This window comes from Bacteroides sp. AM54-2NS, assembly GCF_003602935.1.
GTDB lineage: Bacteria > Bacteroidota > Bacteroidia > Bacteroidales > Bacteroidaceae > Bacteroides > Bacteroides xylanisolvens.
Genome location: NZ_QTMZ01000018.1, coordinates 1 through 26,233 on the forward strand (window position 1 = coordinate 1; position 26,233 = coordinate 26,233).

A 26,233-nucleotide genomic window follows, 5' to 3' on the forward strand; every position below is an offset into this window, starting at 1 on the left:
ATCTTATCTTCGTTTAGTAAGGTTACAACATAAAATGTATTACTATTGAATAAGCGCTTATGGAATTTATTTTAAGTGTAACTTTAAATTTATTAATTAGATAAACAGAGATACATGAAACCTTTGTGTGAAAACGGTAATCACATTTACCGCTTCTAATTACAAACTCTCTAAAAACTATTTCTAATTAAAAAGAATAAGATGAAAGAAATTATAAAACACAAGTTCTCACACTTGTTATTCTTCCTTTTGTTGGTTTCGTGTTTTGCTTCAGCTTATGGGCAAAAACGAACGATCACTCTTAATCTATCGAAAGTACCCTTGAACACTGCTTTGAAAGAAATTGAGAAACAAACTTCAATGTCAGTAGTCTATAACACAAATGATGTCGATATAAATCGTGTCATATCTATCAAGGTAACAAAAGAATCTTTGAATAATGTAATGAATCAGTTATTCAGAGGAGTTAATGTCAGTTTTTCAATAGTAGATAATCATATTGTACTTTCTGCGAAGAGTAATAAAGAAGAGCAGCAGAAAAAAACACCAATTACTGCAAGTGGTACTGTTACTGATTCAAAAGGAGAACCATTGATTGGAGTTAGTATTTTGGTAAAAGGAACTTCAAATGGTACTATCACTGATATGGATGGAAATTTCAAAATACAAGCAGCTAAAGGTGATGTACTTGAAGTATCCTATATCGGTTATGCCTCCCAAGCAATCACACTTACCAACGCACAACCCATGAAAGTTACCCTAGGAGAAGATACGCAAGTATTGGATGAAGTAGTTGTTACTGCATTGGGTATCAAGCGGTCAGAGAAAGCATTGACGTATAATGTACAACAGGTGAAAGGGGATGAACTTACAACTGTAAAGAGTACTAACTTTATGGGAGCACTGGCTGGTAAAGCAGCAGGGGTACAGATTAATTCTAGTGCTTCAGGTCCAGGCGGTGGTGTAAAGGTTGTAATGCGAGGTGCTAAATCTATTACGCAGAATAATAACGCTCTCTATGTGATTGATGGTATTCCAATGTATAATCGTGCTTCTTCCGGGGGTGATGGAGCTATGGCTACACAACCGAGCAGTGAATCAATAGCTGACATTAATCCGGATGATATTGAGAGCATGTCGTTGTTGACAGGACCTTCTGCAGCTGCATTGTATGGATATGAAGGAGCTAATGGAGTAGTATTAATTACTACCAAGAAGGGACGTGCTGATAAGACAACCGTGACTTATAGTAATAATACCACATTCAGTGATCCTATGATGATGCCTAAGTTTCAAAACACTTATGGTAATATGACAGGTGAAATGATGAGCTGGGGATTAGAAACTGATAAGAGATACGATCCTGCAAATTTTTTTAATACAGGAAGCAATGTATCCAATGCACTTTCTCTCTCTACAGGTAATGATAAGAGTCAAAGCTATATCTCTGTAGCCACAACTAATGCAACAGGCATTATGCCCAATAATGACTATGATAGATATAATTTCTCATTCCGTAATACTACCAACTTCTTGAATAATAAGTTTATTTTGGATACAAGTGCTAACTATATTATTCAAAACGATAAGAATATGGTATCGCAAGGGCAGTATTTTAACCCGCTTACTTCTTTGTACTTGTTCCCACGTGGCGAAGATTTTTCTGATGTAGCTGTATACGAACGTTATGATGATTTGTCGGGTGTAAATACTCAGTATTGGCCATATGGTGATTTAGGCGGTGTTTCGTCTCAAAATCCTTATTGGATTATGAATCGTATGAATCGTGAGAACGATAGAAGACGTTATAAATTGGCTGCTAGTCTACAATATAATATCATTGAAGGGCTAAATGTACAAGGACGTGTGAGCATCGATAACACCGAAAGTAAATACACCGAAAAATTCCACGCAGGTACGGTCGGTAATTTTGCCGGTCCAAAAGGGCGATATAAAGAAGAAAACCGTCTAGACAGACAAGTGTATGCTGATGTATTGGCGAACTTCAATAAAACGTTCAATGAATTTAATGTAACGGCCAATTTGGGTGCTTCTATTAAGGATCTTCGTATGGAGTTGACTTCTTTACATGGAGACTTGAACAATGTAACTAATCATTTTACTATCGAAAACCTTACACGCAGTGGTTATTATAAAGTAAATGCTGATGGTTTAAAGCGTCAGACACAATCAGTTTTTGCCAATGCGGAAATAGGCTGGAGAAGTTTTCTCTACTTAAGTCTCACCGGACGTGCTGACTGGGATTCTTCTCTGGCTCTTTCAGAAAGAGGAAATAAACCGTTTTTCTATCCTTCTATTGGTCTTTCAAGCATTTTGAGTGAAGTTATTGATTTGCCTGAATGGTTCTCATTCTTAAAAGCACGTTTTTCTTTCACTTCGGTGGGTAATGCCTATGATCCATATTTGACAAAGGTACGTTATGTTTATGATGATCAGCTTGACCAATATAAAGCAGAATCCTTGTATCCAAACTCTGATTTGAAACCAGAAATTACTAAATCTTATGAGGCGGGATTGAATATGCGTTTCTTCAAGAATACATTGAATTTTGATATTACTTATTACAACTCTGATACACGTAACCAAACATTCGCTGCGCCTCTTCCGGCAAGTTCTGGGTATACGGCTGTTAACATCCAAGCAGGTAGTGTACAGAACCAAGGTATAGAGATGGCCTTAGGATATAAAAATGAGTGGCGTGATTTCGGTTGGTCCAGTAATTTTACTTTTACTTATAATAAGAATAAAATTAAAAGATTGGCTGATGGTGTTACAAACAGAATTACGGGGGAACCGATTGAAATGCCTTATGTAGACAAAGCAAGATTAGGAGGCTCTACTTCACCGGTAGTACGCCTGACAGAAGGTGGTTCTATGGGAGACCTGTATATCAACCGTGACTTTAAACGCGATAATAATGGTTATATCTATTTGGATGCCAAGACAGGTTTGCCAAGTATGGTGGAAACCGAATATAAGAAAATCGGTTCATTGCTTCCAAAGGTTAATTTAGGATGGAGAAACTCATTTACTTATAAAGGTTTACGTCTGAATATATTGTTAAGCGGACGTTTTGGTGGTTTGGTTGTATCTAATACACAAGCTTTCCTTGATCGTTGTGGTGTTTCCGAATATAGCGCACAACTTCGTCAGGCTGGAGGAGTAACCATCAATAACAGAAATGTATCCGCTAAGGATTATCTCAGCATAGTAGCGGCTGGTACTGGTGAAGGTGACCACTATGTATATGAAGCAACCAATATTCGTTTGCAGGAGGTTAGTCTTGAATATACACTCCCTAAAAAGTGGTTGTATAACATTGCTGATGTAACATTAGGTTTAATCGGAAATAATCTGGGCATGATATATTGCAAGGCACCGTTCGATCCTGATTGGTTGCGTCATCTACCAGTACATTCTATACTGGTGTGGATTATTTCATGCAACCTAGCTTGAGAAACATGGGATTTAGTATAAAAGTACAATTCTAATAAAGCAACGAATGATGAAAAGATTCAATATAATTAAGACTGTAAGCGTGGCAGCTTTCACTACTACTCTGCTATTCGCTTCATGTACGGGAAACTTTGACGAATTAAACACACATCCAACAGACGTGTATCCCGAAGATATGACTCCGACGGAACGGGTCGGTACGTTGTTTGTGGCTATGACTCGCTTATTGAATGCCTGTCAGGAAAATAACAGTCAACACACTGAACAAATGGTAGGGCAGTATGGCGGGTATTTTGCAACAACTGCTCCTTGGAATGGTACTAATTTTGGAACATTCAATCCTAGTGCTGACTGGGTAGATGTTCCTTATAAAGATATGTTTACAGAGTTTTATCCGAATTTCCAGACAATAAAAGAATCTACAGGAGGTACCGGATATATTTATGCGTGGGCATCTATTCTGCGGGTCGGTGTTATGCTTCGTGTAGCTGATATTTATGGTCCTATCCCTTACTCTGAAATGGGAAAAGGAGAATTCCAAGTGGCATATGACGATGTGAAAACACTCTATCATAATATGTTTGATGATTTGACACGTAGTATCAATGTACTTTCGGCATTTGTTCAGGAAAATGAAGGAAAAGAAGTACCTGTTGCCGAATATGATATCATATATAATGGTGATTTTAGCAAATGGATCAAATACGCTAACTCATTAAAACTTCGTATGGCCGTACGTATCGCTTCTAATACTGAAGATACAGAATATGCCAAACAAATGATGGCGGAAGCGATTGATGGCGGAGTAATAGAATCTAATGATGATAATGCCTTTTTTCCATCTATGCCATATAACCCATTTTGGATTGCTTCAGATTGGGGTGATTTAGCTATCAATGCAACACTTTCTGCATACATGAATGGATATAATGATCCACGTATCAGCAAATATATGAATACCTCGACTTCGTATAGAGAGTATCGTGGTGTACGTATGGGTATTAAAGATACAAGTAAAAGCGTTGAAGGTAGTGCTGCAAGGTACTCTAAACCAGCTGTAACAGATGCTTTTCCTATGCCAGTTTTTTATGCGGCAGAGACTTATTTCTTAAAAGCTGAAGCGGCTTTACAAGGATGGATTGCAGGTGGAACAGCGGCAGCTAAGAGTTACTATGAACAAGGTATTCAAATTTCAATGAATCAATATGGCGTAGAGATTGGTGATTATCTTTCAAGTACAGTTGTTCCTCAAGGGTATACAGATCGATGGAACTCTCAAAATAATATTTCATTTACTGATGTTCCTACTGTTGCATGGGAAAACGGAAGTAATAAACTTCAGAAGATTATTACTCAAAAATGGATTGCCAACTATCCATTGGGAATCGAAGCGTGGTGTGATTATCGCCGAACTGGTTATCCTGAATTGTTTACGGCGCGAGATAATCTAAGCTCTGTTGGTTATATCGGTGATATTGATAGTAAACGTATGGTACGTCGTTTACCATATCCTACAACGGAAAAATCTAGTAACTCAGCCAATGTAGAAGCAGCTATTGCAACTATGTTAGGTGGTCCGGACACCGGAGCTACAGATTTGTGGTGGGCGAAAAAGAATTAAATTTTAACCTGATAAAATATAGAATATGAATATAAAGCATATAAAAAATGCATTCGGATTTGTATTTGCCGCTATATTCTTCGTTGGATGTACGGATGTGGAATCTATTAATGATGTTGATTTGAATCAAACAATTAAAACTGATGAATATTATGCTGCTTTGCGCAAGTGGAAAGAAACACCGGGACTTCCACAAGTGTTCGTTTGGTTCGACAATTGGACAGGAACTTCTCCTACTGGTGAAAATAGCTTGAGAGGTCTGCCTGATTCTGTAACCATTGCTTCCAACTGGGGTGGGCATCCGAAATTTGAATTAACTTCGGAGCGAAAGGCTGATATGGAATATGTACAAAAAGTGAAAGGCACAAAGGTTGTTGTTACCTTATTTTCTCAAAATGTAGGCGACGACCTTCCGGATAAAGAAATTTATCACGAAGCTGGAACCAGTAGTGATCCGGAAAAGGTGAGGCCTGCAATTAAAGCCTATGCAGAGGATATTTATAAAGCTTGTCTTGAATGTGGATATGATGGTTATGACTGGGATTATGAGCCTGGTGGTGGAATGGGAGTTGGTCCGCTTTGGTCAAATAAAGTACAGAGAACTATTTTTGTCGAGGAACTTTCCTACTGGTTTGGACATGGTGCTATGGATCCTAACCGCGATCGTGGAGATCGCCCTATGCCAGAGAAACGCCTTCTTTTCTTGATTGACGGTGAGGTTGGAATCCGAACAGGTATGGATAAAGAATGGCTTTCATACTATGTAGACTATTTTGTATTGCAAGCTTATGGTGGAATGGCAGATTATAGAATGACAGGCGTGTTGCGTGATATGGATGATTGGATACAACAGGGGATTATTACTCCGGATGAAATTGTCCGTAGAACCATAGCTACCGAGAATTTTGAATCGTATGCTAATACTGGAGGAGGATTCCTAGGTATGTCAAACTACGTATATAAAAATACTTATACTGTTAATGGAAAACCTTATGAAATAGACCAGTTAATTGGTGGATGTGGTCTTTATCGTGTAGGCTTTGACTATGCACAAGGTAAGGGCGATTATGATGGTTCACCGGAATATTATTTCTTGCGTCAGGGAATTACAAACATATATAGGAATTTCTATGATCGCATGAATGCTGCCAACGAAGAATAATGATTAAACGAATTTTATAAGAATGAAAATTATGAAATATATCTATTTATCAAGTCTTATGATTGCATTGTCAGCATTCTTTCTTATAGGATGTGAGAATGCAGAATACAAGGCACAGTCAAACAGCCTTTACATAACAGATGCGGCTGGTACAAACAATGCTACTACTGTTACCATGGATGATGGTGCAGACATTAACGTTGTTGTGCGTTTAGCTCAAAAAGTTATGGAAGATGTGGAAGTGGAAATCCAGTTCTCTCCTGAATTACTGGCTGAATACAATGCAACTAGCGGTACGGAATATGAAGTCTTGCCAGCCGATATGCTTCCAAAGAATGCGACAGTGATAATTCCGGCAGGTGAAATTAGTGCTAATTATCGACTTCATGTGGATGATTTTGTGACTAATGGTATTACTTATGCCATTCCTCTTACATTAGGAAATGTTATAAAAGGTAATATTGTAAAATCAAAAGCTCAAAGTAAATTTATTTATGTATTAGCTAAGCCTTTGAATGTTTCTGTTCCTGTATTACGTGGTAATGCCGGAAATGTAACAACACTTCCTGAAACGGATTGGGGAATTACAGTAGATGCATGGACATTGGAAGCATGGGTACGTATGGATGGTTATAGTATAAATAATCAGGCTATTTTCACTTCCGGAAGTAATGATCATGAAATCTATATCCGTTTTGGAGATGCCAATAGGCCTTACAATTATCTACAGATAAAGTCTTTGGGAGGTCAAAAACAAACAGCCAGTGATTTGGAAGCAAACACTTGGTATCATTGGGCTTTCGTTTATAATGGAACAACACTTACCATTTATAGGAATGGAAAACAAGATACCTTCTTTGATCCTCCTGTACCGAAAGGTGGAAGCGTACGCTTTGATTTTATGAAAATAGTGGATAGTGGTAGCTATTTCCGTAATAATTGTGCTATGAGTCAGGTTCGCCTATGGAAAGTAGCTCGTACAGAATCGGAGATCGCAAACAATATGTATTTTGAAGTTAATCCTAAGAATCCTAATTTGATTGCCCTTTGGCCAATGGATGAAGGAGATGGCACTTCCTTTAGAGATGCTACAGGAAACGGACACAATGCAACATCTAATGGTGCACTTCAAAGGTGGGAACATAATATCCGATTTGATAAATAAAATGTTTTAGGCTAATAATTCATTGAAAGAGGAGGATATGTCGCAGAGGCATATCCTCTTTTTTATATGTTAAAGTATCCATAATTTATTAGAACTTTATTCTCCTGAATTGTACTTCTAGTAAATGCTCATATAAACTTAAATTCTAACAAACATGAAACATTGGTTATTATCTGTTTTGCTGGTGGTATGTGGTACTGTTTCAGCACAAATAACACTCGTAAAAGATGGCAAAAGTAGTGCTCGCATCATTGTGCAGGACAAGATGCCAAATAGTAAGACGTCAGCGCAATTCTTACAACGTTTTCTTACTGAAATTTCGGGAGTTGCACTTCCTATTGAAAATGATAAAACTCCTCGGAAAGGAGATATTCTCATTGGTGGTCAATCTTCGGCGGAAGTAACAGAGGATGGATTCTCTATTTCTACTCAAGATGGTATTCTAAAAATATCTGGTAAAGAAAACGGTGTTGTATATGGGGTTGTTACTTTATTGGAGCAATATTTGGGTATCGATTATTGGGGAGAGAATGAATATTCTCTTACCCCTTCAAAAACGGTGAACTTACCCTTCATTAATAAAGTCGAGAATCCGGGCTTTCGTTACCGTCAGACACAATGTTATGCTATCCATACAGACTCTATTTATAAGTGGTGGAATCGTTTAGAGGAACCGAATGAAGTGTTTGCTGCCGGTTATTGGGTGCATACTTTTGATAAGCTTCTGCCTTCATCCATTTATGGGAAAGAACATCCGGAATATTATTCTTACTTCAAAGGAAAACGCCACCCGGGAAAGGCCAGTCAGTGGTGTTTGAGTAATCCGGAGGTTTTTGAGATTGTAGCTCAACGTGTTGATTCTATTTTCAAAGCAAATCCAGATAAGCATATCATGTCTGTAAGTCAGAATGATGGTAATTATACAAATTGTACGTGTGATGCTTGTAAGGCAATTGATGATTATGAAGGAGCATTATCAGGAAGCATAATCACTTTTCTGAATAAGTTGGCTGCCCGTTTCCCGGATAAAGAATTTTCCACATTGGCTTATCTATATACTATGAATCCTCCGAAACATGTGAAACCTTTGCCGAATGTGAATATTATGCTATGTGATATTGACTGTGACCGTGAAGTAACTTTGACGGAGAATGCTTCGGGAAAAGAGTTTGTGAAAGCCATGGAAGGATGGTCTAAGATTACCAATAATATTTTCGTGTGGGATTACGGTATTAACTTTGATAATTATCTGGCTCCATTTCCTAATTTCCATATTTTACAGGACAATATCCGTCTTTTCGAAAAGAATCATGCCACCATGCATTTCTCTCAAATAGCAGGGAGCAGGGGAGGAGATTTTGCAGAACTTCGCGCTTATTTAGTGTCAAAGTTAATGTGGAATCCAGAAGTTAATGTAGACTCATTGATGCAACATTTTCTGCATGGATATTATGGGGAAGCAGCGCCATATCTTTATCAGTACATAAAGATAATGGAAGGCGCATTAATCGGTAGTGGACAGAGGTTGTGGATATATGATTCACCCGTATCACATAAATATGGCATGCTAAAGCCTGCTTTGATGCGTCGTTATAATCATTTATTTGATTTGGCTGAAAAGGCTGTTGCAGCAGAACCAGATTTCTTAAAACGAGTTCAACGGGCACGCCTGCCAATTCAGTATTCAGAACTGGAAATAGCACGAACGGAGACAGAAAAAGATTTGGTAGATATCAATAAAAAGTTAGACCTTTTTGAGGAACGCGTGAAAGAGTTTCAAGTTCCTACATTGAATGAACGTTCCAATTCACCGGTAGACTATTGCAAATTGTATAGGGAACGTTACATGCCGCAAAAAGAAAAAAGTTTGGCTTTGGGCGCAAAAGTTACTTATCTAATTCCTCCTACGGGAAAATATGCGGCATTAGGAAAAAACGCATTGGTTGACGGTTTGTTTGGTGGAGCAACCTTTGTTGATAGCTGGATTGGTTGGGAAGGAACCGATGGTGCATTCGTTATAGATTTGGGCGAAGCGAAAGAGATACATAGTGTGGAAACAGATTTTCTTCATCAAATAGGGGCCTGGATTCTTTTTCCTCTAAAGGTGGTTTATTCATACGCTGAAGACGGTGAACATTATACGCATTGGAGAACGATTGATTTACCGGAAGAACGTACGGGTGAGGTAAAATTCCGTGGAGTCAAGGCTGAATCAGCCGAACCGATAAAAACTCGTTATGTGAAAGTAGAAGTCACCGGAACGAAAGAATGTCCGACCTGGCATTATGGTGTAGGCCATCCTTCGTGGTTTTTTATAGACGAAGTGATAATAAAATAAAAAAAGTAGGGGGGAGACGTTAGTAGTTTCCCCCTTTTAGTTGTATTATATATAGATGGGTCAGAAAAATGAATTTTTTCATCTATATACTATGATTTATGCAACAGAATAAAACTGCTTCTCAACGAAAAACTATTAACCCGGCTTGCTGGGTACCTACTGCTTATTTTGCAATGGGACTTCCCTTTATTGCTATTAATCTGGTTTCTGTTTTCATGTTTAAGGATCTTGGAATTTCGGATACGCAAATTGCATTCTGGACTTCTCTGATTATGATGCCTTGGACACTGAAATTTTTGTGGAGTCCTTTTCTTGAAATGTATCGGACGAAAAAATTTTTCGTATTGATTACAGAATTATTGAGTGGTGTATTGTTTGGAGTAGTAGCCTTTTCTTTGTTTTTCGATTACTTTTTCGCCATAAGTATCTCTACGATGGCAGTGATTGCCTTTAGTGGAGCAACGCACGATATTGCTTGTGATGGTGTATATATGGCTGAATTGAACAAGGAAGATCAGGCAAAATATATCGGAGTTCAAGGTGCTTTTTATAATGTAGCCAAATTGGTTGCTAATGGAGGATTAGTTGCTATGGCAGGAGCATTGGCAGAGCATTTCGGAGCAATAGAAGGTGCTTCGATAGATGCTAACAAAGGAGCGTATTCATCTGCATGGATGATTATTTTCGGCGTAATTGCGGCAATAATGGTACTGATCGGTATTTATCATATAAAAATGTTACCTTCTACACAGGTTCCGTCAACAACGAAGAAAACAGCATCAGAAGTTGGGCACGAACTGGTAGCAGTCATTGCTAACTTCTTTACTAAAAAGCATATTCTCTACTATATCTGTTTTATTATTTTATATCGTTTGGCAGAAGGCTTTATCATGAAAATAGCTCCGCTGTTTTTACGTGCTTCAAGGGATGTAGGCGGCTTAGGACTGTCGTTGACAGAGATCGGCACGCTAAATGGTATCTTTGGTTCCGCTGCTTTCGTTTTAGGCTCATTGTTAGCAGGTATTTATGTCTCTAAGTTCGGATTGAAAAAGACACTATTTACTCTCTGCTGTATTTTTAATCTTCCGTTTGTAGCCTATACCTTTTTGGCAGTTGCACAGCCTACTAATGTATATCTGATCGGAACTTGTATAACAATGGAATATTTTGGTTATGGCTTTGGTTTTGTCGGACTGACGTTGTTTATGATGCAACAGATTGCTCCAGGCAAACATCAAATGTCACATTACGCATTTGCTTCAGGAATCATGAATCTGGGAGTGATGCTTCCGGGAATGGTTAGTGGTTATCTTAGTGACTTATTAGGATATCGTAATTTCTTTATCTATGTGTTAATCGCAACTATTCCAGCTTTTCTGATTACTTATTTCATACCTTTCACGTATGATGACTCAAAAAATAAATAATATAAAATCAACGATTATGAATAAAATTCAAATTCCTTGGGAAGATCGTCCTGTCGGATGTACGGACGTTATGTGGCGTTACTCACAAAATCCAGTTATCGGACGTTATCATATTCCTTCATCTAATAGTATTTTCAATAGTGCTGTTGTTCCTTTTGAGGATGGTTTTGCAGGCGTATTCCGTTGTGATAACAAAGCTGTACAGATGAATATCTTTGCAGGTTTTAGTAAGGACGGAATTCATTGGGATATCAATCATGAACCTATTCAGTTTAAAGCAGGTAACACGGAAATGATTGAGTCGGAATATAAATACGACCCTCGTGTTACATGGATTGAAGACCGTTATTGGGTGACTTGGTGTAATGGCTATCATGGCCCTACGATTGGTATTGCCTATACTTTTGACTTTAAGGAGTTTTTCCAGTGCGAAAATGCTTTCTTGCCTTTCAATCGTAATGGTGTACTTTTCCCGCAGAAGATCGATGGCAAGTATGCGATGTTGAGTCGTCCCAGTGATAATGGACATACTCCGTTTGGCGATATATACATCAGCTATAGTCCGGATATGAAATATTGGGGTGAACACCGTTGTGTAATGAAAGTGACTCCTTTCCCGGAAAGCGCTTGGCAGTGTACGAAGATTGGTGCAGGTTCAGTTCCTTTCCTTACAGATGAAGGCTGGTTGCTGTTCTATCATGGTGTAATCACTACTTGTAATGGTTTCCGTTACGCTATGGGAGCTGCCATATTGGATAAAGATCATCCGGAAAAAGTTCTTTACCGTACACGTGAATATCTGATAGGTCCGGCTGCTCCTTACGAACTTCAGGGTGACGTTCCTAATGTAGTATTCCCCTGTGCTGCTTTGCAAGATGGTGAACGTGTTGCTGTTTATTATGGTGCGGCAGATACTGTGGTAGGTATGGCCTCGGATATATAAAAGAGATTATCGATTTTACGAAACGAACGAGTATCATTTAATAAAGATATGAAACGTATTATATTAACTTACACACTTGCTTTTTCCCTTCTTTCCGCCTATGCGGGGGAAGGGGGGAGCCCTCCCCTTAAAAATACGGATAAAAGTCTTTTGATAGATTATGTGGATCCTTTTATCGGAACTACAAATTTCGGAACGACCAATCCGGGAGCGATTTGCCCCAATGGTATGATGTCTGTGGTTCCTTTCAATGTGATGGGATCTTCCGAAAACACATACGATAAAGATGCCCGATGGTGGTCTACGCCTTATGAATATACAAATTGTTTCTTTACCGGATATGCTCATGTGAATTTGAGTGGAGTCGGTTGTCCGGAATTAGGTTCTTTATTATTGATGCCTACTACCGGAGAACTGAATGTGGATTATAAAGAATATGGTAGTAAGTATAAGGATGAACAGGCCTCACCGGGCTATTATTCTAATTATCTGACTAAATATAATGTAAAAACAGAAGTTTCGGCTACTCCGCGTAGCGGTATTGCCCGGTTTACTTTCCCAAAAGGGAAAAGCCACATCCTGCTGAATTTGGGTGAGGGGTTAACGAATGAGAGTGGCGCTATGCTTCGTCGTGTAAGCGATAGCGAAGTGGAAGGAGTCAAACTACTTGGTACATTTTGTTATAATCCTCAAGCTGTATTCCCTATTTACTTTGTATTGCGGGTTAAAAAGAATCCTTCTGCAACAGGGTATTGGAAGAAACAGCGTCCGATGATGGGTGTTGAGGCTGAATGGGATAAGGATCAGGGAAAGTATAAACTTTATACTCGTTACGGAAAAGAAATAGCAGGAGATGACATTGGTACTTATTTCTCCTTCGATACAGAAGAAGGTGAACAGGTAGAAGTGCAAATGGGAGTTTCTTTTGTAAGCGTAGAAAATGCCCGTTTGAATCTGGATCGTGAACAGGCTGGAAAGGATTTTGAGAAGATCCATGCGGAAGCACGTTCCAAATGGAATGATGACTTGTCACGCATAACAGTGGAAGGTGGTACAGATGCCCAAAAGACTGTGTTTTATACAGCGCTTTATCATTTGCTGATTCATCCTAATATTTTGCAGGATGTGAACGGAGAATATCCGGCAATGGAAAGTGATAAGATCCTGACAACCAAAGGTGATCGCTATACCGTATTTTCTCTTTGGGATACTTACCGTAATGTTCATCAATTGCTAACCTTGGTTTATCCGGAACGTCAGATGGAAATGGTACGTACAATGCTTGATATGTATCGTGAACATGGATGGTTGCCTAAGTGGGAATTATATGGCAGAGAAACATTGACAATGGAAGGTGATCCGAGTATTCCGGTAATTGTAGATACCTGGATGAAAGGTTTGCGTGACTTTGATGTTGATTTGGCTTATGAGGCAATGTACAAATCTGCTACGTTACCGGGGGCGGAAAACTTGATGCGTCCTGATAATGATGATTATATGTCTAAAGGATATGTACCCCTTCGTGAACAGTATGACAATTCCGTCTCTCATGCATTGGAATATTATATTGCCGATTTTGCATTGTCTCGTTTTGCAGCTGCTTTAGGTAAAAAGAAAGATGCAGAGATGTTCTATAAACGTTCTTTAGGATACAAACATTATTATAGTAAAGAATTTGGTACTTTCCGTCCGATTCTCCCCGATGGAACGTTTTATAGCCCGTTTAATCCGAGACAAGGAGAGAACTTTGAACCGAATCCCGGTTTCCATGAAGGTAGTTCCTGGAATTATACGTTCTATGTACCACATGATGTATATGGCTTGGCGAAATTAATGGGGGGAAAGAAACCTTTTATCGATAAACTACAAATGGTTTTTGACGAAGGACTTTACGACCCGGCAAATGAACCGGATATTGCTTATGCTCATTTATTCTCATACTTTAAAGGTGAAGAATGGCGTACGCAGAAAGAGACGCAGCGTTTATTAGATAAGTACTTTACAACAAAACCTGATGGTATTCCAGGAAATGATGATACGGGAACGATGTCTTCCTGGGCTATTTTCAATATGATCGGTTTTTATCCGGATTGTCCCGGACTGCCCGAATATACATTGACGACTCCGGTCTTTAATAAGGTAACGATCCGGTTAGATCCGAAATGGTATAAAGAAAACGAATTGGTGATTGAAACCAATCGTACTCAACTAGGAGTTTTATATATTAATAAGGTACTATTGAATGGCAAGAAGTTCAATAAATATCATATCACACATGATGAACTTGTTCACGGCAAATATTTAAAGTTTGATTTGAAATAACACACAGTGTTTCATAGGTATCGTTTTTGGGTTGACAGGGCTGTCGGACTTCTAATAGTCCGGCAGCCCATTTTTTTACATTTACTTCTGTTATTACTTCTTCGAAAATAGTGACGGTATATGCCCGGGATAGTGACGGTATCGGACCAAGATAGCGTCACTATTTGTCTTGGATACCGTCACTATCTTACTTTTATTAAATTATACTCCGTAGTATTTTTAGTTATTCTCTGTTTTATAGGTGATTACAAAAATCTATTCCATACGTCTACTATGTAAATCGTATGCAATAAAATAAAAAATGAGAAGAAATTTATTTAAACATATCCTTTGGATATTGATACTTGCAGAGTGTTTTCCTCTATTGGCAATTGCCGGATCGCAGCAAAAGGAACAACGTTATAAAATAGCCGTATGTGACTGGATGATTCTGAAACGTCAGAAAATCGGTTCATTCCAATTGGTACATGAATTGAATGGTGACGGTGTAGAATTGGATATGGGTGGTCTTGGCAAGAGGGAAATGTTTGATAATAAATTGCGCGAACCTCATTTCCAGCAGTTATTTCGTGAAACTGCTCAAAAATATCAATTAGAAGTTTCTTCTATTGCTATGTCCGGTTTCTATGGACAGTCTTTTCTGGAACGAGCTAACTATAAAGATTTAGTTCAGGATTGCCTTCATGCCATGAAAGTGATGAATGCCAAAGTTGCCTTTCTTCCTTTGGGAGGAATCAAAGCCGGATGGGAAAAGATTCCGGCACTACGGACAGAAGTTGTAAAACGCTTGAAGGAGGTAGGAGATATGGCAGCTTCTGAAGGAGTGGTGATTGGTATTGAAACTCAACTGGATGCAAAAGGAGATGTGAAACTACTGAAAGAAATTAATTCTCCCGGAATCAAGATCTATTTTAAATTTCAAAATGCATTGGAGAATGGAAGGGATTTGTGCAAGGAGTTGAAGATTCTGGGGAAAAAGAGGATTTGCCAGATTCACTGTACGGACACAGATGGAGTGACTTTACCTTATAATGAACGATTGGACATGAATAAGGTGAAAAAGACACTGGATAAGATGGGATGGAGTGGATGGCTGGTGGTAGAACGTTCGCGTGACAAGAATGACGTGCGGAACGTGAAAAAGAATTATGGTACGAATATTAAGTATTTGAAAGAGGTGTTTCAACAGAGATAGGAGGATATTATGATATAGTTAAGAGAGAAAAAAGTGCAAAATCTATTTTTTTATTCTTTTAAGTGATTACATATTTTTTGATTGTACGTCTTTCCTTAAAAGAACTTTTAGATTTTGAAGATATAATATATTATTTTTGTTTAAATTAAAATTTAATCTATGAAGAGTAAGATGAAGATTAAAATGAAAGTTGTCGGGAGCATAGCTTGTTTATCGATGATTTTATTTATGGGCTCTTGTGCTGGAGATGGTTTTGATGAAGAAACCTTCTCCGGTGGCGTGACGAATACGCAATTGGATTCGCCGAAAGCATCGGATGTGGCTTTTGAAAAACTGGCTACAACTGAAAATAATGTAAAAGTTACTTGGTCTGTTGTTATGGGGGCAGGTGGTTATAAATTTTCTATGTACATTGTAGATGACCCTGATCATCCTGTAGCTGTAGTGAAGGACAGTATTGTAGACGGGACGGCTGTAGTATGTCCTTGGGTAGAAGATACGAACTATAAGGTTGAGATTGCAGCATTGGGGAATGAAAAGTTGAATAATACAGCTTCCGTTTCCGCCACTGAAATCAGTTGGTCTACACTTGTTGCCGCAACGCTTGTTCCTAATGGTACAGACTTGACTACATATTTTGCTGAACATCCGGTGACTACGGGAAAAGATACAGAAGTTGCTTTCGAACTGGAAGCAGGAGGGACGTATTATATTTCAGGAGATTTGAACTTTGGCGTAAATAATGTACAGTTGCGCGGAAATAAAACACGCGGGAATGCGAATGTGAAATTCACTGCTCCGGCTTCTATTATTACTTGTGGTGGAGGATTAGCCTTGAAGTTTATCAACTTTGATTGTGATGTAGTGACAGATGGGGCTTTTTTAAAGTTTGGTGATGTTCCGGAAGAGATATTGGATACAAAGAGAACCGATCATGGAAAAGTAACTAATCCTATGGTTATTCAATCTTGCAATATCAAGGCTGTTAGAAAATACTTAGTTCACATTAACGGAAAGAAGTATGGTATTCAAAATTTTGCAATCAGAAATTGTGTAATAGATTGCTATCAAGCTGCTGACCTGATAAACTTTAACTCTAGCAGTTCGATTGTGAAAGACTTCGAAATAAGTAACTCTACGATTTATAGTCATAACCAAAACGGTTCTCGTTTTTTACGTTATGGAGGTGGACAAACAACCAGTTATGATGGTTGGTCAAGAGGATCGATGACATTTATAAGCAATACATTCTATAATCTCTCCTATTCCGGACAGAGTTTTAATGGCAATGGTTGGTCACAGACACATAATGAGGTAATTTCAAAGAACAATTTGTTTATTGACTCATTTTCGGGAAATTTCAATCGTCGTATAAGAATGCAGGGTACAAAGGTAGCTGCAACTTTTGAAAATAACTGTTATTGGTACAATGGCGCATTGCCACTGGATGAGACTTCAAATCGTGCGGATGGTGATAAGAGCAATTCTGCTTATGGCGTGGATCCGGGATTCGCTGATGCTGCAAACGGTGATTTTACTCCGAGTGCTCCCGAAGTATTTGCTCATGGTAGTGGCGACCCGCGTTGGTTAAATTAAAAAGATAATAAATCTAGAATACGATAAAGATGAAACATAAGAATATATATAGAATCAGTATCAGCCTGCTTCTAGCTTTTGTGATGGCTTTGCCGACAATAGCACAGAATACTAAAACATTCAAAGGAGTTGTGCTGGATGAGACCGAGCAACCTATTATTGGAGCTGCCATAAAGGTTGTAGGAACAACAGTGGGAACAATAACGGATTTAGATGGAAATTTCACATTGAATGTTCCTGATGGTAAGGAAGTGGAAATCTCTTATATAGGATATGTACCACAACGTTTTTCTGCTCCATTCAAATTGACAAAGATCATCTTGAAGGAAGATACGCAGCAATTGGATGAAGTTGTAGTTGTGGGTTATGGTACGCAGAAGAAAGCGCATTTGACTGGTGCTATCGCCACTGTTCCCGTTGATGATATTCAGGATATTTCAAGTGGAAGTTTGGCCAGTACATTGAGCGGTTTGGCAAATGGTATCTCTGTAAACGGAGGTGATACTCGTCCGGGACAAAACGCTACGATTACTATTCGTCAGAATGGTGAGTTGGAAGAAATGGGAGGTACCAACCTGCAGCCATTGTATGTTATTGATGGTTACATTTATCCTACGGAAGTAAAAGTGGGAAGTACTTATACTAATTTGGGTGCGGAAGCGTTTAACAACTTAGATCCATCAGTTGTGGAAAGTATTTCTATCTTGAAGGATGCTTCTGCAGCAGTTTACGGTGCTCGTGCAGCAAATGGTGTTATTCTGGTAACCACAAAAAAGGGAAAGTTAGGTGCGCCTAAAATTTCATATAATGGAACATTTGGTATTACAGATGAAGTATCTCGTCCTAAGATGTTGAATGCGTATGAGTATGGCAAGTTATGGAATGCAGTACGTATGGCTGACCCGACGGAGACAAGTATTGATCCGTTAAGAGCTATTTTTCAGCAGGATGAGTTGAATGCCATGAAAAGTTTGCACTATGATTTACTGGATAAATATTGGGAATCCGCATTGACGCAGCAGCATAGTGTAAACCTGAGCGGTGCTACTGAAAAAGCCAGTTATTTTGCCGGAATTTCTTATTTTGATCAGGATGGTAACTTAGGTAAGCTGGATTACAATCGTTGGAATTACCGTGCTGGTGTAGATGTGAAAATCAGCAAGTGGATAAAAGCGAATGTACAGGTCTCCGGTGATTATGGAAAGAAAAATACTCCTCTGAATCAGGTCGGAGGTTCGTCTGCAGAGAAAGATTACAATACGCTGTTGACACATCCTTATTATATTCCCGAATATGTGGGTGAATATGCGGTAGCTGCTTACGGTCCTACTAATTCATCGGTAAGTAATATTCAGAATTACAATTTCAATGTACTTCAGAATAATGGCGACTATAAACGAAACATGACATCAAACATGAATATTAATGCCGGGTTGGAATACGATTTCGGATGGAATAAATGGTTGAAAGGACTGAAATTGAAGTTTACTTATTCGAAGAGTGTCAATACGAATAAGACAAATGATTATGGTACTTCTTATAATCTTTATTATTTGGAGACTCGTTCTGGTAGTGGAGAACATTTGTATACTCCAATTGAAGGAGCGGATAACAGTGCATTTGAAAATACTAGTTTTTATTTGGCAAATAGTGGAAAACCGGTGGTTAACTCCAGTACAAGTGATATTACTGGATATTTGTCTCGTTCCATGACTCGTTCGGATAACTATCAGATGAACTTTACTGCAGCATATAATAGGGATTTCGGACTACATTCTGTAGGAGGTTTATTCTCCATTGAAAAGTCTGAATCAGAAACAGAATATTTGTACGGTATGGTTACTAACCCATACGAATTTACGACAGGACAATCTAATTCGGTAGACTGGAATAGTACTCCTAGTACAGAATTCACTCGTTTTGAGTCGGGTAATTTATCTTATATCGGTCGTTTGAATTATTCTTATGATAACAAATATTTACTGGAGTTCCTGCTTCGTTCGGATTCTTCCACCAAGTTTGCTCCTGAAAATTATTGGGGATTTTTCCCGTCAGTATCTGCTGGTTGGGTGGTTTCACAAGAAGAATGGTTTACTAAGAACGTTACATGGATTGATTACTTAAAGTTGCGTGCATCTTTTGGTTTGACCGGTCGTGATAATACAACAGCATGGCAATGGTTGCAGACTTACGGAACAGATAAGGATAAAGGGCCAGTATTTGGCACTAGTACAGAGGCCAATGCCGGTAGTCACCTCACAATGAATAAAAACAATGCAGCAATCAATCGGGATGCTCATTGGGATAAATCTTATAAAGGTAATTTGGGGCTTGATTTCAATGTTCTCGATAATCGTTTATCATTCAATATTGACGCTTACTATGAATGGAACCGTGAGATGTTGCTTAGTTATAATGCCTCTGTTCCATCTACAGTGGGAGCTAATTCTGCGAAAGTGAATTATGGAGAATTGAATACTTATGGTATCGAACTGTCTGCTACATGGAGAGACAAGATAGGTAAGGATTTTAAGTATAAAATTCAGTTGAACACCGGGTATAGTGATAATGAGATTTTGGTAAGAGACTGGGATCAGAAGCCTACTTATAAGAGCTATAAGAAGGGTGATCGTTTGGATCAAGGCATCTGGGGTATGCAGTGTATCGGTATGTTCCGCAGCTATCAGGATATTGACGAGTATTTTGCCAAGTACAATATTACTTCCTATATGGGTAACGTTAAAGAAGATGTAAAACCGGGTATGTTGATTTATAAAGACGTGCGTGGAGCCAGACAAGATGATGGTACATACGCCGGACCGGATGGTGTGGTTAGCTCTGAAGATGACCAAGTACGGTTATCTAATCGAAGCAATCCTTACAGCATGACAATGAACCTGAACGCAGAATGGAAGGGGCTTTCTTTGACAGCTCAGTTTAATGCGAGCTGGGGTGGTTATAGTTTCTTGCCTGATGATGCAATTTCTTTAGGAAACCAAGGAACATCGGCTAATAAGTATAATGATTTGGAATATGCAAATATGCCTTCGTTCTGGACTACAGACAATATGTTTGTGTATAACGACGTAGTAGATGCAGCAGGTAATGTAGTGGTGAAAGCCAATCGCAATGGAAAATATCCGAACTTGAGATGGGGCAGCGTGAATGCAGTAACTTCTTCTTTCTGGAGAGTAAGCGGAACACGTGTCAAACTGAATCGCGTTACATTAGCTTACCGTATACCGTCAAAATATACAAAAATGATAGGTATCGAAAGTTGCCGTTTTAACATTACAGGACAGAATCTATTAAGTTTCTATAATCCTTATCCGGATAATTTTATTGATCCGATGACTACTTATGGGAATTATCCTACCCTGCGTAAATTCACGATTGGTGTTAATTTAACATTCTAAAAGAACAGTAAAATGAAAAGAAAAAATATATTCCGTATCAGCGTAGCTTTTTGGGCGATGACTGCGTTTACTTCTTGTAGCGACCAGTTCATGCAAGACAAGCAGAACTTTGACAGCACTACTGCCGATGCTTATAATTATTGGAGTGGTGCACTGGGACGTGTAGCAGATGTTTATAGAGTATGTCTGCCAGATCCTAAGGCTACTCCCAGTTCAATGTATAACAGTACCGGTTTAGCAGACGACCAATCTAAGTCGACTGAAGAATATAGTGGATTCAGTGCTTTTGTCGATCCACTCAAGCCGTTGACTTATCAAACCGGAAATAATCCTGTACCTGATTACTTTGAAGGAACGAAAGGTGATCCTATAACTTCCGCTTATGGACGTATTCGTAATATTAATGATGTCATTGCAGGCATTGAAGGAAGCACGCTTTCGCAGGAAGAAAAGAATGAGTTGTTAGGGCAGGTTTACTTCTTTCGTGCATGGTGCTATTATAATTTGGTGAAATGGTATGGTGGTGTGCCCATCATTACGGAAGTACAGGAACCTGTTGAAAGTTCTGTTGTTCCCCGTTCTTCCGCAAAGGATTGTTTCAAATTTATTTGTGACGATTTGGAGAGAGCTGAAACATTGTTAGCACCTTTTACGGGAGCCGGACAATGGATGTCTGGTGATAATTACGGTCGTGTTACTTCCGGTACAGCAGTGGCTTTGTTGGGTCGAGTACGTGTACTATATGCCAGTCCGTTATTTAATCGCTCCAATGATTTGTCTCGTTGGACACAGGCTTACAATGATATAAAAAGATCTATTGACGTGCTGACAGCTGCCGGATATGGCTTGGCTAATGAAAGTAATCCCGGTGTGAACGCTTCCGGTTGGGCTAATCTTTTTACTGAAGTGCCGAGTCAAGAAGCTGTATTTGTAACGCTACACAACACGCTGACGGAAGGAGTTCCTGATTATCGTAAGAATAATACATGGGAAAATGGCATCCGGCCGTACAATGCTAGAGGAGGAGGTGGCAAAACACCTTCCGCCATGTTGGTAGATATGTTTCCTATGTCTGACGGCAAGATACCTGCAACTTGTGAAACATACAATACGTTAACTAAATCAGATATACCTTATTATCGCGAATTTCCTTTCGTCGATCGTGATCCGCGCTTCTATCGTACATTCGCTTTCCCGGGAGTTCGTTGGTCGTTTGTCGGTAATCCTACGACACAAGGGAACCGATACCCGCACAATGGTCCTGATTATGAACTTTGGAACTATACCTGGTATACGGATGCAGCTTATGTAGATGATATTGAAGCCAATAGCAGTGTGACCTATGGCGCTGATGGTCTCCTTAATGATGTAAAAGGTTTTTATGTACGTAAACGCTCTGATGACAGAGATGTGAATGCTATTGCCCGTTATGTCTATGATGAAAAGTCCGGGGGATTCACACGTTCTGCCGCGCCGTATATGGAGATTAGATATGCGGAAGTATTACTTAATTATGCAGAAGCAGCATGTAATGCGGGTGAGATGGGAGTTGCCGTTGATCAATTACAAAAAATCCGTGCTCGTGTTGGTTATAAAGCTGAAAATAATTATGGATTGGAAGCAGGTTTGGACGGTGACCAAGCTAAATGTATGGCAGCTATCATGTATGAACGTCAAATTGAATTGGCATACGAAGGAAAACGTTTCGATGATATGCGTCGCTGGATGTTGTTTGATGGCGGCATAGAACTTCCTGAAGGTGCGCCTGCTACTTGGAAACTGACTGGCTGGGGTGGAAACACATGTACATATCTTGGTTTTAAGCCACTCAACGGACAACGTCGCGAGAATCTTGAATTCCGTACAACTGTAAACGGTGGCATTGGTGGAACAAATGTTGACGACGATCCGTTAGTAAAAGCTGGAATTACCCGTCCGGCTGCAATGGATTTGAGAAAGGATCTTGCCAGCGAACAGGATAGGCTGAAAGAATTTTATTCAAATTATTTGACCCGTAAGACAAAGAAAGGCGATTCTTATGATGATAGCCATTCTCCATTGTATATCGCGTTCCTTCCAAGGTATTATATCCTTGGTTTCCATCAAGGTATCCAGGGTAATAATAGTACATTGCTGCAAACCATCGGCTGGGGAGATTACAACAACGGTGGCGCAAACGGTACTTTTGACCCGCTGGCTGAATAAAAAACTCAACTTCCTTCGATAAGACCCTGCATTTCGGTGCAGGGATAATTACATCGGAGATGAATCACAGGATGCTTCGGCATCGAAAACCATAGAAATTCACCGGTTCCTCCCTCTTTTCTTTGAGAAGACGGCAGGAATTGGTGAATTTTTGTTCGTTAAATCAGCTGATTTTAGTTATCTTTGCCTTCGCAAACTTCTCAAAACGCTTCCCCAAGCCTGCTGAATGCCTGCAAACTTCCAGAAACGCTTTCCTAAGCTTGTAAAATGCCGGAAAACTTTTTAAATCGCTTTTGCAAGCTTGAAAAACGCCTGCAAATTTTAAAAAATGCTTTCACAGGTATGCAAAACGTCCGCGAATTTACAGCAACCATTTCGCGGGCTTGTCCGGACTTCGAATTTTTCAGAGATAGATAGAACAAGTATGAATCCCGAAAGAAAAAATTATGGGAAGTTATCAAAAAGCAGACGGTATCACACTGTCACAACTGAACAACACTGAGTACACCAATTTCATGAATCGTGTGCTGACACTCCTCACCGCAGGAAGTATTTCCAAACTGACAGTAACAAACATCGTGAACAGCATCAAGCCGAAGTTGGTACAAATGGAAGACCTGGTGAACCGTTCCACGGCCAACGCCGAAACAAAGGATTTACTGAAACTGGATGCCGAACGCGATTCGTATGTCAGTTATTTGTTGGCTACTGTCCGTGCGGCCAAAAACTCACCGTTGGCAGCGCAACGAGATGCATATAATACCTTGGAAATCACGGTGCGCCCTTATACCGGACTGGCACGCATGCGCAATATGGAGGAAACGGCAGCCATCAGCGGACTACTGCTTGATTTCCGCAAGGAAGCCGTGAAAACCGCCGTTACGGCACTCAATTTGGATGCCATATTAACGGCACTCGAAACCGCCAATAAAAACTATTCGGCACTGACAGACGCCCGTTCCGTTACTCGTACAGCAGAATCGGTTGCGGACTCAAAGACTGTGCGTGCGCAGCTTGATTCACTCTACGATGACTTGGTGATGCACATAACCGCTGTCAATATACTGACTCCCTCCATAACGGAAGCTTCAGCGTTTCTTACTGCTCTCAACCAAGTCATAGCCGAAACAAAAGCTGCTTATAATCGTCGTAAAGGTATTACGGCTCCCTCAAAGCCTTCCGGAGGCAACGGAACGATAACGCCTGGTGAAGGTGAAGCTCCCGATCCTGATGAAGGCGGTGGAGTAACTCCTCCTTCCGGTGGCAGCGACAGTGGCGAAGCTCCCGATCCGGCTCTCTGACGGCAGCTAATAGAAGAGAAAATGTGAAAAGAGGGAATCTTAAGATTCCCTCTTTTCTTTTACACCAAGCTATTCCGGTTATTCGGATTTCGTGTGTGACACATTCCTTCCTTCGTCGTTTTTTCTTCCGATAGAGAAATGACCGGCAGAAAAAGACACTTTTCAGCAAAGTGATTCTCGATAGTACTACACGGACCATTGGAGACTGGAAAGTCGTTTCTCTCCCCCGCATTTGATAAAAGATCATCATCACTGATTACAAATCTTTTCTTCTTTCGTCTTATTATTGTATTTTTGAATTAACAACTTCACAAAACCAAATAAAAATGAAGAAGAAACAGGTACTTTTAGCAGTTTTTGCTGCAACAATGTTGACTCCGACCGTTGCATGGGCGCAATACCCACAAATATCTGGCGAAGCCAAAGAAAACTATACAAAAATGATGACTGAAGAGCGGAAACGCTCTGATGAAGCATGGGCAAAAGCGTTGCCGATAGTACAAAAAGAAGCTAGAGAAGGACGTCCATATATTCCTTGGGCTGGTCGTCCGTACGATTTGCCACAGGCTGATATCCCTTCATTCCCAGGTGCTGAAGGTGGTGGTATGTACAGTTTCGGTGGTCGTGGAGGTAAAGTGATAACTGTCACAAATCTGAATGATCGTGGACCGGGCTCTTTCCGTGAAGCATGTGAAACTGGTGGTGCACGTATTATCGTATTTAATGTTGCCGGTATCATCCGTCTGGAATCTCCGATTATCGTCCGTGCTCCTTACGTAACTATTGCCGGACAAACAGCTCCAGGAGACGGTGTTTGTATTGCTGGAGAATCATTTTGGGTAGATACACATGATGTTGTTGTACGTCATATGCGTTTCCGTCGTGGAGAAACGAAAGTATGGCATCGTGATGACTCTTTCGGAGGTAACCCTGTTGGTAATATAATGATCGACCACTGCTCCTGTACATGGGGATTGGATGAAAACATTTCTTTCTATCGCCACATGTACGACCCGAGTGAAGGACAATATGAAAGCAAAGATTTGAAACTTCCTACTGTAAACGTAACTATTCAAAATACTATCTCGGCAAAAGCGTTGGATACATACAATCATGCGTTTGGTAGCACGTTAGGTGGTGAGAACTGTGCATTTGCCCGTAACCTTTGGGCTAGTAACTCCGGACGTAATCCTTCTATCGGCTGGATGGTATATTCAATTTCGTTAATAATGTAGTATTCAATTGGGTGCACCGTTCTTCCGATGGTGGTGATTATACCGCGATGTTCAATATGATTAACAACTACTACAAACCGGGACCTGCTACTCCTAAGGATTCCAATGTAGGACATCGTATCTTGAAACCGGAAGCAGGACGTAGTAAGCTGGATCATAAAGAATATGGCGAGTATATGCCGACGGAAATATAATGGAAGGCTATCCTGAAATAACTAAAGATAACTGGAATGGCGGTATTCAGATTGAAACTCAACCGAACACTGACGGATATACTGAATACATGCGTAGCTATCAGCCGTTCGAGATGCCGTATATCAATATCATGGGAGCTAAAGATGCTTATGACTATGTATTGAAACATGTAGGCGCGAATATTCCTTGTCGTGATATTGTTGACGAACGTGTGATTGAAGAAGTAAGAACGGGTATTCCTTATTATGAAAAGAAACTTCCTAAAGACGCTTATGGTGACTTGACAGGTTTGTCTCCTAAGTCAATGGGAGAAGACGGACAGTTCAAGTATCGTCGTTTACCGAAAGATTCTTATAAGCAGGGTATTATTACTGATATTCGCCAGATGGGTGGTTATCCTGAATACAAAGGTACTCCTTATGTTGATACAGACAAAGATGGTATGCCGGACGAATGGGAAATTGCTAACGGATTAAATCCGAATGACCCGAGTGATGCCAATAAAGACTGTACTGGTGACGGATATACGAATATTGAAAAATATATCAACGGTATTAGTACAAAGCATAAAGTAGATTGGAGAGATATGAAGAACAACTACGATACATTGGCTGAAAAAGGAAAATTAATGTAAT

General features: G+C 39.6%; 11 protein-coding genes and 3 pseudogenes. All 14 read left to right on the forward strand.

Annotated elements, in window-relative coordinates; genetic code table 11:
* The first annotated feature begins 201 nt into the window (after positions 1 to 201).
* Positions 202 to 3,512 (forward strand): annotated as a pseudogene (locus tag DXA05_RS12765) (TonB-dependent receptor).
* Between the two features lie 11 nt (positions 3,513 to 3,523).
* The gene (locus DXA05_RS12770) at positions 3,524 to 5,098 is read left to right on the forward strand and encodes a SusD/RagB family nutrient-binding outer membrane lipoprotein (RefSeq protein ID WP_248005604.1); all 1,575 of its coding nucleotides are present in this window, start codon (positions 3,524 to 3,526) and stop codon (positions 5,096 to 5,098) included.
* A 25-nt stretch (positions 5,099 to 5,123) separates the two neighbouring features.
* Positions 5,124 to 6,260, forward strand: coding sequence for a glycoside hydrolase family 18 (locus DXA05_RS12775; RefSeq protein ID WP_128859217.1), 1,137 nt, complete (start codon positions 5,124 to 5,126; stop codon positions 6,258 to 6,260).
* Between the two features lie 31 nt (positions 6,261 to 6,291).
* A complete protein-coding gene (locus DXA05_RS12780) occupies positions 6,292 to 7,425 on the forward strand; it encodes a DUF1735 and LamG domain-containing protein (protein WP_128859218.1) in 1,134 nt (377 codons plus the stop codon).
* Positions 7,426 to 7,579: 154 nt separating this feature from the next.
* Positions 7,580 to 9,763 (forward strand): DUF4838 domain-containing protein, encoded by a 2,184-nt coding sequence (locus DXA05_RS12785; RefSeq protein WP_117684348.1) that lies wholly within the window; start codon positions 7,580 to 7,582, stop codon positions 9,761 to 9,763.
* Positions 9,764 to 9,861: 98 nt separating this feature from the next.
* The gene (locus DXA05_RS12790) at positions 9,862 to 11,190 is read left to right on the forward strand and encodes an MFS transporter (RefSeq protein WP_004306233.1); all 1,329 of its coding nucleotides are present in this window, start codon (positions 9,862 to 9,864) and stop codon (positions 11,188 to 11,190) included.
* Between the two features lie 16 nt (positions 11,191 to 11,206).
* Positions 11,207 to 12,174, forward strand: a pseudogene (locus tag DXA05_RS12795) (1,4-beta-mannosyl-N-acetylglucosamine phosphorylase).
* A 7-nt stretch (positions 12,175 to 12,181) separates the two neighbouring features.
* Complete coding sequence (locus DXA05_RS12800) at positions 12,182 to 14,455, forward strand: GH92 family glycosyl hydrolase (protein WP_128859219.1); 2,274 nt, start codon at positions 12,182 to 12,184, stop codon at positions 14,453 to 14,455.
* 301 nt (positions 14,456 to 14,756) lie between these two features.
* On the forward strand, positions 14,757 to 15,650 hold the full coding sequence (locus DXA05_RS12805; protein WP_074706494.1) for a sugar phosphate isomerase/epimerase family protein: 894 nt from the start codon (positions 14,757 to 14,759) through the stop codon (positions 15,648 to 15,650).
* 159 nt (positions 15,651 to 15,809) lie between these two features.
* A complete protein-coding gene (locus tag DXA05_RS12810; RefSeq protein ID WP_008640536.1) occupies positions 15,810 to 17,246 on the forward strand; it encodes a DUF4992 family lipoprotein in 1,437 nt (478 codons plus the stop codon).
* A gap of 29 nt (positions 17,247 to 17,275) precedes the next feature.
* Positions 17,276 to 20,662: a TonB-dependent receptor gene (locus DXA05_RS12815; protein ID WP_008640535.1), complete on the forward strand. Its 3,387-nt coding sequence runs from the start codon at positions 17,276 to 17,278 to the stop codon at positions 20,660 to 20,662.
* Between the two features lie 12 nt (positions 20,663 to 20,674).
* Positions 20,675 to 22,867 carry a RagB/SusD family nutrient uptake outer membrane protein gene (locus DXA05_RS12820; protein ID WP_004311798.1) on the forward strand — a complete coding sequence of 731 codons (2,193 nt, stop codon included), beginning with the start codon at positions 20,675 to 20,677 and terminating at the stop codon, positions 22,865 to 22,867.
* Positions 22,868 to 23,313: 446 nt separating this feature from the next.
* Positions 23,314 to 24,168 (forward strand): DUF6261 family protein, encoded by an 855-nt coding sequence (locus DXA05_RS12825; protein WP_004311799.1) that lies wholly within the window; start codon positions 23,314 to 23,316, stop codon positions 24,166 to 24,168.
* A 326-nt stretch (positions 24,169 to 24,494) separates the two neighbouring features.
* A pseudogene (locus tag DXA05_RS12830) lies at positions 24,495 to 26,232 on the forward strand (thrombospondin type 3 repeat-containing protein).
* Position 26,233: the final 1 nt, after the last annotated feature.